Origin of the sequence: Pseudomonas thivervalensis, from assembly GCF_001269655.1 — a bacterium.
Taxonomy (GTDB): domain Bacteria; phylum Pseudomonadota; class Gammaproteobacteria; order Pseudomonadales; family Pseudomonadaceae; genus Aquipseudomonas; species Aquipseudomonas thivervalensis.
In genome coordinates, this window is the sequence record NZ_LHVE01000020.1 from 475,787 (window position 1) to 489,417 (window position 13,631).

The window sequence follows — 13,631 nt, forward strand, 5'->3', positions numbered from 1 at the left end:
ATGGGCCTGCATTTGAAAGAAGGCGCAGACGACGATCTGGCCGAGAACCACGAAATCAACGTCACACCGTTCATCGACGTGATGCTGGTGCTGTTGATCATCTTCATGGTGGCGGCCCCGCTGGCCACCGTGGACATCAAGGTTGACCTGCCCGCGTCGACGGCCAAGCCTTCGCCGCGGCCGGAAAAACCGGTATTCCTCAGCGTCAAGGCCGACCAGCGCCTGTTCCTCGGTGAAGAAGAGGTCAAGGCCGACACCCTCGGCGCGACCCTCGACGCCAAGACCCAGGGCAAGAAGGACACGACGATCTTCTTCCAGGCCGATAAAGGCGTGGACTACGGCGACCTGATGAGCGTGATGGACGCGCTGCGAAGCGCCGGCTACCTGAAGGTCGGCCTGGTCGGGCTCGAGACGGCGCCCAAGAAATGATCACGACGCGCCAAAAGCTGACGCGTTACAGCGGTAGCCTGGCCGTGGTGCTGGGCGTGCATGCGCTCGCCATCGCCCTGGCGCTGAACTGGACTTCGCGCCCGCCCATCGAATTGCCGCCCCAGGCAATGATGGTCGAGCTGGCGCCGGTCCCAGCGCCACCGCCACCGGCACCGCCAAAAGTCGTCACACCGCCGAAACCGCCCGAGCCGGTGGAAGAGCTGCCGCTGCCTAAACTCGCCGAAGCACCGAAGCCTGAAATCGCCGTGCCCAAGCCGGTCAAGCCCAAGCCCAAGCCTCAACCGCCCAAACCCAAGCCCGTGGTTGAGAAAAAACCTGAGCCGCCGAAGGAACAGCCGTCGGAGCAGAAACCGAGCGATAGCCCGCCAACCCAGGCACAGACCGAGAAGTCCGCGCAACCGGCTCCTGGCCCGTCGCCAGCGCAATCGGCTGCCAAGGCCAATTGGCAGGGCACGCTGCTGGCGCACCTGGGCAAGTACAAGAAGTACCCGCCCAGGGCCCAGCAGATGAACAAGGAAGGCACCAACCGCCTGCGTTTCGTGGTGGATGCCGAAGGCAACGTGTTGTCATTCGAATTGGTGGGCAGTTCCGGCACGGAGCTGCTGGACCGGGCCACCCTGGAAATGATCCGCCGCGCCCAACCGCTGCCCAAGCCACCGGCGGAGCTGCTGACCAACGGCACCATCGAACTGACGGCACCGTTTGTGTACTCCATCGACAAGCGCCGGCGTTGAGCCAACCTGGCAACCCGATGGCAGGCTGAATCCTGTGGCGAGGGAGCTTGCTCCCGCTGGGCCTGTAGGAGCTGTCGAGCGGAGCGAGGCTGCGATCTTTCCCCTGACGCTTGAATCTCAAGCGAAAGATCAAAAGATCGCAGCCTTCGGCAGCGCCTACAGCGCAGGCCAGCGGGAGCAAGCTCCCTCGCCACAAAATGGGTACAACCGGCAGAAGGCATCGAAAGATGCCTTTTTCATATCCGGCAACGACCCTCCAGACATTCGCCAGTGTCACACCGCACCCCCAGTCTGATAACGTGCGTCTATCGATTGCAGCCGGTATGCTTGGCTCGCAACTTCACGGACGCTCGCCATGACCCTCACAGAATTACGCTACATCGTGACCCTCGCCCAAGAGCAGCATTTCGGCCATGCGGCCGAGCGCTGCCACGTCAGCCAGCCGACGCTGTCGGTGGGTGTGAAAAAACTCGAAGACGAACTCGGTGTGCTGATTTTCGAGCGCAGCAAAAGCGCCGTGCGCCTGACCCCGGTAGGCGAAGGCATCGTTGCCCAGGCGCAAAAGGTCCTGGAGCAAGCCCAGGGCATTCGCGAACTGGCCCAGGCCGGCAAGAACCAACTGACCGCCCCGCTGAAAGTCGGCGCGATCTACACCGTCGGCCCGTACCTGTTCCCACACCTGATCCCGCAACTGCACCGGGTCGCCCCGCAGATGCCGTTGTACATCGAAGAAAACTTCACCCACGTGCTGCGCGACAAGCTGCGCAACGGCGAACTGGACGCGATCATCATCGCCCTGCCGTTCAACGAAGCCGACGTCCTGACCCTGCCGCTCTACGACGAACCGTTCTACGTCCTGATGCCGGCAGAGCACCCCTGGACCCAGAAAAAAACCATCGACGCCGCCCTGCTCAACGACAAGAGCCTGCTACTGCTCGGCGAAGGCCACTGCTTCCGCGACCAGGTGCTCGAAGCCTGCCCGACCCTGACCAAGGGCAGCGAAGGCGCCAAGCACACCACCGTGGAATCCAGCTCCCTGGAGACCATTCGCCACATGGTCGCGTCGGGCCTGGGCATCTCGATCCTGCCGCTGTCGGCGGTGGACAGCCATCACTATTCCCCCGGCGTGATCGAGGTCCGCCCGCTGACGCCACCCGTGCCGTTCCGTACCGTTGCCATCGCCTGGCGCGCCAGTTTCCCGCGGCCCAAGGCCATCGAAATCCTCGCCGACTCGATCCGCCTGTGCTCCGTGGCCAAGCCGCCCGCTGGCAAGTAAGCCGCAGTCATGACTGAGCTGTCGAAAGTGCCGGTCACGACACTCAAGGGTGTCGGTGAAGCCATGGCCGAGAAACTGGCCAAGGTCGGCCTGGAGAACCTCCAGGACCTGCTGTTTCACCTGCCGTTGCGCTACCAGGACCGCACCCGCGTGGTGCCCATCGGCCATCTGCGACCGGGGCAGGATGCGGTGATCGAAGGCACCGTCAGCGGCGCCGACGTGGTCATGGGCCGCCGCCGCAGCCTGGTGGTGCGCCTGCAGGACGGCACCGGCGGGCTCAGCCTGCGCTTCTATCACTTCAGCAATGCGCAAAAGGAAGGCCTCAAGCGCGGTACTCGCGTGCGCTGCTACGGTGAGGCGCGGCCCGGGGCATCGGGACTGGAGATTTATCACCCGGAATACCGCAGCATTACCGGCGACGAACCGCCGCCCGTGGATGAAACCCTGACCCCGGTCTATCCACTCACCGAAGGCCTGACCCAACAACGCCTGCGCCAGCTCTGCCAGCAGACCCTGACATTGCTCGGCCCCAGCAGCCTGCCCGACTGGCTGCCCACGGAACTGGCCCGGGATTACCAGTTGGCGCCGCTGGCCGATGCGATCCGCTACCTGCACCATCCGCCCGCCGATGCCGACGTCGACGAACTCGCCCTCGGCCATCACTGGGCCCAGCATCGCCTGGCGTTCGAAGAACTGCTGACCCATCAACTGTCCCAGCAACGCCTGCGCGAAAGCCTGCGTTCCCTGCGTGCCCCGGCCATGCCCAAGGCCAAGGTTCTGCCGGCCCGCTACCTGGCCAACCTCGGCTTCACCCCCACGGGCGCCCAGCAACGGGTCGGCAACGAAATCGCCTACGACCTGAGCCAGCCCGAGCCGATGCTGCGGCTGATCCAGGGCGACGTCGGTGCCGGCAAGACCGTGGTCGCCGCCCTCGCCGCGCTCCAGGCACTGGAAGCGGGTTATCAGGTGGCGTTGATGGCGCCCACCGAGATCCTCGCCGAGCAACATTTCATCACCTTCCAGCGCTGGCTCGAACCGTTGGGCATCGAAGTCGCCTGGCTGGCCGGCAAGCTCAAGGGCAAGAACCGCGTCGCCGCCCTGGCGCAGATCGCCGAAGGCGCGCCGATGGTGGTCGGCACCCATGCGCTGTTCCAGGACGAAGTGCAGTTCAAGAACCTGGCCCTGGTGATCATCGACGAACAGCACCGCTTCGGCGTGCAACAACGCCTGGCCCTGCGACAGAAAGGCGTGGGCGGGCGGATGTGCCCCCATCAGCTGATCATGACCGCCACGCCGATTCCGCGAACCCTGGCGATGAGTGCCTACGCCGACCTCGACACCTCGATCCTCGACGAACTGCCCCCCGGCCGCACACCGGTCAACACCGTGCTGGTCACCGATACCCGACGAGTGGAAGTGATCGAGCGCGTGCGCAGCGCCTGTGCCGAAGGACGGCAGGCCTATTGGGTGTGCACGTTGATCGAAGAGTCGGAAGAGCTGACCTGCCAGGCGGCCGAAACCACCTATGAAGACCTTACCGCCGCCCTCGGCGAGTTGAAGGTCGGGTTGATCCACGGCCGCATGAAACCCGCCGAAAAAGCCGCAGTCATGGCCGAATTCAAGGCCGGCGCCCTGCAATTGCTGGTTGCCACCACCGTGATCGAGGTCGGCGTCGACGTGCCCAATGCCAGCCTGATGATCATCGAGAACCCCGAACGCCTGGGCCTGGCGCAGTTGCACCAGCTGCGCGGCCGGGTGGGCCGGGGCAGCGCCGCCAGCCATTGTGTCTTGCTCTATCACCCGCCACTGTCGCAGATCGGGCGTCAGCGGCTGGGGATCATGCGCGAAACCAACGACGGTTTCGTCATCGCCGAAAAAGACCTCGAATTGCGCGGCCCCGGTGAAATGCTCGGCACGCGCCAGACCGGTCTGCTTCAATTCAAGGTAGCCGACCTGATGCGCGACGCCGACCTGCTCCCCGCCGTCCGCGACGCCGCCCAGGCCCTGCTGGAACGCTGGCCCGACCACGTCAGCCCGCTGCTGGATCGGTGGCTGCGTCATGGGCAGCAATACGGCCAAGTGTGAGCACGCGCTCAGTTTTCAAGACCCGCGTGCCGGACAAGCTGGTTATACTGACCAACTTGTAGGAAAACGGATACAGACCATGACAGAAGCTGCCCTCGTCCCCGAAGCCCCGCACGCTCCGTCTGTTATTCGGCTGTTGCTCGAGAAATTGGGCATCGGCTATGACGAAGTACTCGAACGACCCGGCCTGAATCCAGCCCGTAAAGTGCAGGCAGTGTTGCTGCACGATGCCGTTGGCGCGCTCATGGTGCTGTTTCCGCAAAGCCAACTGCTGGACCTCAATCGTCTGGCCGAACTCACCGGTCGCAAGCTCACGGCGGTGCCGACCGAACGCCTGGAGCGCATGCTCGGCAAACACAACCTGAGCCTGCTGCCCGGCCTGCCCGCGCTGACCAGCTCACCGTGCCTGTACGAAGAAAGCCTGCTGCGCGAACCGAAGTTGCTGATCAACTCCGGCGAGTCGGGGCTGCTGCTGGAAGTGACCAGCGAAGCGTTCAAGACCATGCTCACCAAGGCCAGCGCCGCGACGTTCGGCGAAGCCGTGAGCAACATCACCCCCAACCTGGACCGTCCGCACGACGACCGCGCGGAAATCACCCTGGCTGTGCAAGCGTTTACCGCCCGGCGTATCCAGCAACGGCTGGAAGAGACCATCGAGATCCCGCCGCTGGCGGAAACCGCGCAAAAAATCATCAAGCTGCGGGTCGACCCCGACGCCACCATCGACGACATCACCGGCGTGGTGGAAACCGACCCGGCCCTGGCCGCGCAAGTGGTGAGCTGGGCCGCCTCGCCCTACTACGCATCGCCGGGCAAGATTCGCTCGGTGGAAGACGCCATCGTCCGGGTGCTGGGCTTCGACCTGGTGATCAACCTTGCACTGGGCCTGGCCCTGGGCAAGACCCTGAGCCTGCCCAAGGACCACCCGCAACACACCACGCCGTACTGGCACCAGTCGATCTACACCGCCGCCGTCATCGAAGGCCTGACCCGCGCCATGCCGCGGGCCCAGCGTCCCGAAGGCGGCCTGACCTACCTGTCCGGCCTGCTGCACAACTTCGGCTACCTGCTGCTGGCCCACGTGTTCCCGCCGCATTTCTCGCTGATCTGCCGGCACTTGGAGGTCAACCCGCACCTGTGCCACAGCTACGTGGAACAGCACCTGCTGGGCATCAGCCGCGAGCAGATCGGCGCCTGGCTGATGCGCTACTGGGACATGCCCGACGAACTGGCCACCGCCCTGCGCTTCCAGCACGACCCGCACTACGACGGCGAGTACGCCGCCTACCCAAACCTGGTGTGTCTGGCCGTGCGCCTGCTGCGCTCACGCAGCATCGGCTCCGGCCCGGATGAAGACATCCCCGACGCGCTGCTCGAGCGCGTGGGCCTGACCCGGGAAAAGGCCAACGATGTGGTGAGCAAGGTGCTGGAAGCTGAAGTGCTGCTGCGGGAACTGGCTTCGCAGTTCAGCCACTGATTGCTGGCTGGATGTGGAGCCTTTTTGTGGCAGGGGAGTTGGCTTCCCCCGCCACCGCTCCATGGCCATTCAAGCCAGGTAGCGGATGATCCAGCCTTTATCCTTACCGGGCAAACCTGATCCGCCTAACCACGTAAAACCGCCAACGACGATCCGTCCGTTTGGCATTAACGCCATATCCACGACGGTCTCGTACCGTTCTTTTTCGTCAAAAAGCACAAAACCATTTTCATTGAAGGTCGGGTCCAGCGAACCATCAGAACGGAAACGCGCCGTCAGTGCTGTCGTTCCCTCTTCAACAAACCCCCTGCCGGTAATACCCGCGACAACGATGGAACCATCTGCCTGCCATGCGCAGTGACGCCATTGCTGGCCATCAGTCACCAAGGAAGAGAGAAGTGGCTGCCCGCGATTGAAAGCAAAATCGAAGAATCCACCGTGGGTTAACACGAACATCAGCCCATGGCTATATCGGTCGCGCCTAATCTCACCTGCAGCAACAATCGCACCGTCGCTTGCTCTCAGCGCCATCGCATTTATATCGATGAGAGTTGAATTCGGAACGGCCACGGTCACAGCGCCGACGCCGCCATTGAAACTGGTCTCGAGACGTCCCGTTGCATCCAGACGTATCACATAAACGCCTCCGGGGGGAGAGTCTTGGATATATTCCCCAGCAACCAACACTTTCCCATCTGCCTGAACGACAACAGCGTAGATATTGAGCCTGTCATAGGGAATACCCGGGAGTTCAATAATCGCGAATCCGCTCCCGTTAAACGTATCGTCAATTGAACCATTCGGGTTAAGACGAAATACCGCTGCCTGTGACGGGCCGGAGTCGAGACGGACAACACTGGACAGAACGATCTTTCCATCCGACTGCACAACCGCAGAGACGCCTTTAGCGCCTGAAGCTCGCGGAGCCCCTGCGGAGGTTTCTCGGTCCCGCCGACCAAAAGGCGCCGGCCCCTCCTCTCTATCTCCAGCCCTTGCCTCACCACGATACGGAAGCAAGCGCACACCACCCTCGCCAAAAAACGTGTCCAACCACCCATCCTGGAAGTACCGCAGTACATAAACACCTCCAGAGCCAGAACCGAGCGGTGAATACTGACCTATTACCAGCCATCCACCATCGCTCAGGCCGCAGAGTTGGCGGACGTCCAAGTCGTAATCTTCCAGGGAGAATTTCACCAAGCCTGTCCCGGCTCCGCCAAACACCATATCGATCGACCCACCCTCTTTTACTTTCGCCAGTCCGATAGGAGTGGGATCTCCCGGTAAAAGCACGGCGATCAGCAGTTGGTTTTCGGCAAGCGGCAGGATGGCTTCTATGTAGTAGCCAGTGAATTCTGGGGTCGGCAGCTTCAGTACGCCACCTTTGGCAAAGGTCGGGTCCAACGTACCCGCGTTTACAGCGTGAGTGGATCGAGACATGATTTTTGCTCCCTCAACGTATCAAGCTTGATGAAGCACCTAAACGAGCCGCCCCGCACCTGTAGGAAATAACAGTCGTACTGTCACTTGAAGCCAGATTTCTGACCTATCAAGCCAACATTTTCAAGCCAGACTTGGGTCTTTTTCGGCTTCAAATATCTGGCCGTGTCCGTGACGAGAGAGCTTTGCCCCCCTCGCCACAAATACATGGCCATTCAAGCCAGATAGCGGATGAACCAGCTTCCAAAGGTGCGGGGCCAAACTGGGCCGTATAGCCGCGTAAAACCGCTAACGACAATCCGTCCGTCTGGCATTAGCGCCATATCCTCGACAGTCGCCAAATAACCTTCTTCGTTAAAAAGCACGAAGCCACTGCCATTGAAGGTCAGGTCCAACGAACCATCAGAGCGCAAACGCGCCGTCAGCGCTTTGGTTACTCCCGTTTCAACATAAAAGTCCCTACTACCGACAGTGCCCGCAACGACGATGGAACCGTCTGCCTGCCATGCGCAGCGAAGCCAGTTATGCCCCTCATCCACCAACTTAGAGAACAGTGGCTGCCCACTATTGAAAGCAAAATCGAGGAATCCATCGCGACTTAACACGAACATCAGACCATGCTTCACCAAGCCTTGGTCTAGGTGGAGCAAAGAATCCCCTGCAACAACAATCGCGCCGTCGCTTTCTCTCACCGCCAGCGCATTCGCATTCGCGTAACTGAGATTCGGAACGGTCATAAAGCCTTTGCCGGCATTGAAACTGGTATCGAGACGTCCCGTTGCATCCAGACGCATCACATAAATACTGGAAGCCGGAGCGTTTCGGGAATGTTCCCCGAAAACCAACACCTTGCCATCTGCTTGAAGGGCAACACCTCTGACACTGGTAGCGGAACGGGGAATATCTGGGAACTCGATGTCCACGGATCCAGTCCCGTTAAACGTTTCGTCAGTAAGTGCCATCCGCGTTAAGACGAAGCACCACCCAGTGCGAAATAATGTTGGGGCCGCTATAGACCACATTGCGCAGAATGATCTTTCCATCCGGCTGCTCAACCGCAGAGGGGCCATTACTGGCTGAAGATCGCGGAGCCTGTGCGGAGGGTTCTCCGTCCCGCCGACTAAAAGTGACCGGTCCACCCTTTGACTCAAGACGATACGGAAGCCAGCGCACACCGTCCTCGCCAAAGAGTGTATTCAGCCGCCCATCTTGTAAGAACCGCGCGAGATAAATGCCGACCTCACCGGACAATACATATTCTCCCTTCACCAGCCATCCACCATCGCTTAAGCCGCAGATGTCGGCGATCACGTCCAAATCGGTATTTTCTTTGGAGAACTCCACCACGCCCGTCCCGGCTTCACCAAACTCCATATCGATCGACCCATCCTCGTTCACTTTCGCCAGTCCGAAAGAGCCGGGTTTTTCCGGTAAGAGCACGGTGATCAGTAGCTTGTTTTCAGCTAGCGGCAACATGGCTAGCGAGCGGGGGCCTCCTAATTCGCTGGTCGGCCATTTCAGTACCCCACCTTTGGCAAAGGTCGGGTCCAACGTACCTGCGCTTACAGGATGAGCGGATCGAGACATGATTTTTTGCTCCATCAACGTATCAAGCTTGATGAAGCGCCTAAACGAGCCGCCCCGCACCTGTAGGAAATAACAGGCCTACTGTCATTGGAGGCCAGATTGCTGGCTTATCAAGCCGTCATGGCTATTGCTGACCGATCCACATTCTGTGGCGGCTAAGCCTGGTAACGAATAATCCAACCGCTATCGATGTACGGCCAATCCACGCCGTCTTCCCACGCAAAACCGCCAACGACGATTCGCCCGTCTGTCATGACCGCCATGGCTTCAACCGTCCGGTATTTCCCGGCGTCGTCAAAAACAGCAAAACCACGGCGATTGAAGGCGAGATCCAGAGAACCATCCGAATGGAAACGTGCCGTCAGCGCTGTTGTTCCCTTTTCAATGAACGCTCCGCCCGTAGTACCCGTGACCAGGATCGAGCCGTCTGCTTGCAATGCGCAGTGCAACCAATTCTGCCCCTGAGGCAGCGGCGCGGAAAAAAGCGGCTGCCCGCGATTGAAATGAAAATCGAAGAATCCACCACTTGTTAAAACGAACATCAGCCCATGGCTGACTCGATCGACATCGGCTTCACCTATAACCACAACGGCGCCATCGTTTTGTCTCACCGCCATCGATTCCACATAGATGAGCTCAGAATGCGGAACGGTCACAACGCCGCCGTTGAAGCTGGTATCGAGACGCCCCATCGCATCGAAACGCGTTACATAAGCACCTCTTGAAGCCGGGCTGTCCTGGGAATAAGTGCCCGCGACCACTACCTTCCCATCTGCCTGGACGGCGACAGCGTCGGCATTGAGATAATCATAGGGAATATCTTTCAGCTCAATGACCGCAAAACCTGCCCCGTTAAATGTTTTATCCATCGAACCATCTGGATTAAGACGCAGGACTATCCTTTGTGCGGGGCCGGACTCGGGATATTTATAACTGACCAGAACGATCTTTCCATCCAATTGCTGCACCGCAGCGGCGCCTTGACGGCCTTGGGCACGCGGTCCATGGGCGGAGAATTGCCCGTCACCCCAACCAGAAACTCTCAGCTTTTTTTCAACTCCCTTTTGCTCTTCTTTAACAGGAAGCAAGCGAAGACCGTTCTCGCCAAAGGACCTATCCAACTGCCCATCCTGGAAGTACCGCAACAGATATTTGCCGCCATACCCAAGCCCGAGCGACTGATAGGTACCTATCACCAACCATCCACCATCGCTCAGACCGCAGAGCTGATCGACATACAAACGTTCTCCTTTGATATAAAACTCCACCAAGCCTGTCCCGGCCCCGCCAAACGCCATATCAACCGAACCGTCCTCGTTCAATTTCGCTAGCCCAATCGGTTCGAACTCTCCCACTACGCGCATGCCAAAAAGCAGTTCTTTTCCAGCTAGCGGCAGAATGGTCTGTACGTAATACCCAGTGAATTCGGGGGTCGGTAGCCTAAGCACCCCTCCTTCGGCGAAGCTGGGGTCCAAGGTGCCTGCATCCGGGGTATCAGATGATCGGGTCATGTTTTTTGCTCCATTAAGAAATGAAAATCCAATACGGATATCAACCTTCATGGAGCCTTCAAACAGACGCGCATACACCTGTCATTGCTGACAGTTCTTTCAAACTTTTAGGAATAAAAATTAATCTGCTAAACCGAATCGTTTTTCAAGACTTCGGCTTGGCCTTCTTCGGCTTTAAATACTTGGTCAACCCCTGGAACCAGATCACCAGCGCCGGGTTGCCCTTGATCTGGATCGACTTGTCCTGGATCCCCGTCATGAACGCCAGTTGCTTGTTCTTGGCCTGCATCGTGGCGAAGCCATAGGCGGCGTCCTTGAAGGCGATGGCGAACGCAGGCTCCGGGTAAGTACCCGACTGGCTAGTGATGCGCTGGTTCTTCACGGTGAAATGCCGGGCGACCTTGCCGTCCAGGGTTTGCAGCTGGAACACCAATTCCTTGTCGCCCAACTGCTGCTGGAACGCTGGATTGGTCCGGCTGGCCTTGCCCATCAACCACCCCAGCATCCACAGCAGAAAACGAAATTTCATGGGCACAGCCTCGTGAGAAAAGATGAATGGCTGGCAGTTTAGCGATTCTTCGGCGAAACGCCATCATCGGATCGCTTTAGCGGAAGATAAGCTTGTTTTCGCGAAAGATGACTACCAAGTCACGAAACCAAAAATCAAAGGATCGCAGCCTTCGGCAGCTCCTACACCCATTTCCGTAGGAGCTGCCGAAGGCTGCGATCTTTTGATCCTTTTCCCCTGCCAAACCCTCGGACATTTCCTTCAACACGCCGGGCTGTTCATGAACTAGGCAGCGCTTTCGAGCGCCGCTAACCTCTGTTCGTCACCAAAAAACGGTGACACGGACGTGCAAGTCCGAACTAGGAACGCATTCGTTATGGCTATTCGCCGAGCATTTTTCTATGCTCGCCGACTGTTATGGCGGCTGCGCGTGGGAGACCTTCGGGTCTGCCGGGTTCCTGGACCGGTCTTGCACACCTACGTACAGCTGCCACCCATTTTTCGACGTGCAATCGGAGGGTGCCGGCTCCACTTCCAGGAAGCATCATTATGTTCAAAGCAACTCCGAATCCCCCGCAAAACGGCCACAAATCCCGCGTCCAAGCGCAGGAAGAAAAAAAGCTCGATGACGCCGCCACCCGCGCCCTCGACTACTACCTCAACCCCAAGCCCGCCTCACCGCCCGACCCCGACAAAAACCAACTCTTCATCGTGTCCCCCCACATCGACACCGAAACCCTGCTCGCCAACGCCTCCGAAGACCTGCTCTCCATCAGCACCATCGCCGCCGACCTGGCTGACGACGTGGACGACTCACGCCGCTGCGTCGCCCTGGCGATCAGCCGCATGGCCGATGGGGTGCAGTTGTTGGTTGAGCGGGCGTTGGATCATCTGGAAACCAAGGAGGCGGTGGCGCCCGGCGCCAAGGTGTAGAGCTTTGCATTGATGCAGGCTGAACCGGCGCCATCGCGAGCAAGCTCGCTCCCACAGGGTTCTGTGTCGAACCGAATCTCAAGTTCAACACCAATACATTGTGGGAGCGGGGTAAGGCCGGAGAGCCAGGTCGGCTGTTAGGCCGCCTCGCGAGCAAGCTTTGCTCCCACAGGTCCAGCTCAAACAGATCTGACGGGTGTACGACCGCAAGAGCCAGGTCGGCTACTAGGCCGCCTCGCGGTGGACGTTGATCTCGGGCGCCCCGTTAACCACGCTGGCCGAACGCAGGCATTGTGGAGTGGGCATCCCGGCATGGATGCCGGGATAGCCGCGCTGGGCCATGGATGGCCCTTCGCGGCGGGCCCACGGAGCAATGCCGGAGTGAGGGCATGCCGAGCCTAAGCGAGGCACCAAGTGGTGGGGCAAAAGCGTTTTGGTTACTTTTGCGCTCTTCAAAAGTGACCCGCCGTCAGGGCGGAACCCTAAGCCGCCGTTACCGCAACAACGGATATGTACCCAGAAACAACTGTGGGAGCGAGCTTGCTCGCGATGGCGGTGGGTCAGTCGACAGGAATGCCAACCGAACCAACGCTATCGCGAGCAAGCTCGCTCCCACAGGTTTTAAAGCAGTGATCACTCCAGGGAAGTGATCAGCCGCCCTCACTCAATCAGACATTCGGGCAAGGCACCGGTGCCCAGTCGCCCAGGTCCGGGTTTTTGCACATGCTGTTGACCTGAGTGGTACCCGCGCTGGCGACCTGCTTGCTCTGATCCTGCTTGGCCTTGGCATCCTGCAAGGTTTTCTCAGTGGCGACCGCTTCTTTAGGCACGGTTGGCAGTTCTTTCTTCTTCGCCGGCTGCACTTTCTTGATTTTGGTCTTGTTGGTGGTCTGCGCCACAACTTGCGTGGTGTCGGCAGTGGCCACGGTCACCACGTCAGTACGCTGCACACCCACTTGCTGCAGGTCTTTCTCGTATGCCTGGGTGTAGTTGTTCAGGTCTTCGGACGCCTTGCCATTGACCGCGACGATCAGGTCGTTCGACTCTTTCAGGCCAGCGACGATTTCTGCCAGGCGCTTGCGGCCTTCAGTGTCGTTGACGGTCTTGGCCTTGCGATCGGCGACCAGTTTGCTGAACGCGTTCTGGTAGCACTGCTGCGAAGCCTTGGCGTAAGCAGTGCTGCGGTCGATGTCCGAAGCGCTCTTGCTGACGTCAGCAGCGTAGGAGGCGATGCGCATGTTGTCATCGGCGATCTGCTTCTGGCGCTCGGTGTAGTAACCGGCTGCACCGCCGGCCAGGGCGCCGCCCGCGGCACCGATGGCGGCGTTGCGGCCACGGTCTTCCTTGTCGGCGGTCAGGACGCCCAGCAGCGCACCGCCGACCGCACCCACGGCCGCACCGGTAACAACCGACTTGGTCATGTTGCCTTCGGTGGAGCGCAGGTGCTGCACCGGCTCGTAGCAGTTCGGGTAGTACTCGACCTTGGTGCTCGAGGCGACCTTGGAGGTCGGCGACGTGGCGCAGCCGGTCAGTACGGTGCTGAAGCCGACAGCGACCATCAGCAAGTGACGCTTGGAAACCGAACCAAATGGTTTACGGGAGAAAAGCATAGTTGTGTTCTCATTTAAGT

General features: G+C 59.8%; 13 protein-coding genes. 7 read left to right on the forward strand and 6 right to left on the reverse strand.

The genetic code is table 11. From position 1 onward, the window contains the following. The 5 genes from exbD (at nucleotide 1) to AD659_RS27210 (ending at nucleotide 6,022) form a co-directional block, all read left to right on the forward strand. Nucleotides 1-429, forward strand: a complete 429-nt coding sequence (gene exbD, locus AD659_RS27190; protein ID WP_053126573.1) for a TonB system transport protein ExbD — start codon at nucleotides 1-3, stop codon at nucleotides 427-429. After that, a complete protein-coding gene (locus tag AD659_RS27195; protein ID WP_053126575.1) occupies nucleotides 426-1,184 on the forward strand; it encodes an energy transducer TonB in 759 nt (252 codons plus the stop codon). Before exbD ends, AD659_RS27195 begins: the two co-directional genes overlap by 4 nt. Nucleotides 1,185-1,539: 355 nt before the next feature. Next, nucleotides 1,540-2,460 carry a hydrogen peroxide-inducible genes activator gene (locus AD659_RS27200; RefSeq protein ID WP_053126577.1) on the forward strand — a complete coding sequence of 307 codons (921 nt, stop codon included), beginning with the start codon at nucleotides 1,540-1,542 and terminating at the stop codon, nucleotides 2,458-2,460. Nucleotides 2,461-2,469: 9 nt separating this feature from the next. Further along, nucleotides 2,470-4,545 carry an ATP-dependent DNA helicase RecG gene (recG, locus tag AD659_RS27205; protein ID WP_053126579.1) on the forward strand — a complete coding sequence of 692 codons (2,076 nt, stop codon included), beginning with the start codon at nucleotides 2,470-2,472 and terminating at the stop codon, nucleotides 4,543-4,545. Nucleotides 4,546-4,624: 79 nt separating this feature from the next. Next, nucleotides 4,625-6,022: an aminoacyl-tRNA deacylase and HDOD domain-containing protein gene (locus AD659_RS27210; RefSeq protein WP_053126581.1), complete on the forward strand. Its 1,398-nt coding sequence runs from the start codon at nucleotides 4,625-4,627 to the stop codon at nucleotides 6,020-6,022. A 69-nt stretch (nucleotides 6,023-6,091) separates the two neighbouring features. On the opposite strand, the gene AD659_RS27215 is transcribed toward AD659_RS27210, so the two are convergent. The 5 genes from AD659_RS27215 to AD659_RS27235 all read right to left on the reverse strand — a co-directional run bounded on the left by AD659_RS27215 (nucleotide 6,092) and on the right by AD659_RS27235 (nucleotide 11,089). Beyond that, entirely contained in the window at nucleotides 6,092-7,462 is a 1,371-nt protein-coding gene (locus tag AD659_RS27215) for a delta-60 repeat domain-containing protein (protein ID WP_053126583.1), read from the reverse strand. A gap of 215 nt (nucleotides 7,463-7,677) precedes the next feature. Next, a complete protein-coding gene (locus AD659_RS27220) occupies nucleotides 7,678-8,385 on the reverse strand; it encodes an NHL repeat-containing protein (RefSeq protein ID WP_162277313.1) in 708 nt (235 codons plus the stop codon). A gap of 25 nt (nucleotides 8,386-8,410) precedes the next feature. Further along, entirely contained in the window at nucleotides 8,411-9,064 is a 654-nt protein-coding gene (locus AD659_RS29900) for an NHL repeat-containing protein (protein ID WP_153043960.1), read from the reverse strand. A gap of 140 nt (nucleotides 9,065-9,204) precedes the next feature. Then, nucleotides 9,205-10,611: a hypothetical protein gene (locus AD659_RS27230; RefSeq protein WP_082343621.1), complete on the reverse strand. Its 1,407-nt coding sequence runs from the start codon at nucleotides 10,609-10,611 to the stop codon at nucleotides 9,205-9,207. A gap of 94 nt (nucleotides 10,612-10,705) precedes the next feature. Beyond that, the gene (locus tag AD659_RS27235) at nucleotides 10,706-11,089 is read right to left on the reverse strand and encodes a hypothetical protein (protein WP_053126591.1); all 384 of its coding nucleotides are present in this window, start codon (nucleotides 11,087-11,089) and stop codon (nucleotides 10,706-10,708) included. A 22-nt stretch (nucleotides 11,090-11,111) separates the two neighbouring features. Here AD659_RS27235 and AD659_RS29905 point away from each other — a divergent pair, with 22 nt between their 5' ends. Beyond that, nucleotides 11,112-11,357: a hypothetical protein gene (locus tag AD659_RS29905; protein ID WP_153043961.1), complete on the forward strand. Its 246-nt coding sequence runs from the start codon at nucleotides 11,112-11,114 to the stop codon at nucleotides 11,355-11,357. Between the two features lie 260 nt (nucleotides 11,358-11,617). Then, nucleotides 11,618-12,001 (forward strand): DUF6124 family protein, encoded by a 384-nt coding sequence (locus AD659_RS27240; protein WP_053126593.1) that lies wholly within the window; start codon nucleotides 11,618-11,620, stop codon nucleotides 11,999-12,001. Nucleotides 12,002-12,669: 668 nt separating this feature from the next. On the opposite strand, the gene tagQ is transcribed toward AD659_RS27240, so the two are convergent. Beyond that, on the reverse strand, nucleotides 12,670-13,611 hold the full coding sequence (tagQ, locus tag AD659_RS27245; protein ID WP_053126595.1) for a type VI secretion system-associated lipoprotein TagQ: 942 nt from the start codon (nucleotides 13,609-13,611) through the stop codon (nucleotides 12,670-12,672). Nucleotides 13,612-13,631: the final 20 nt, after the last annotated feature.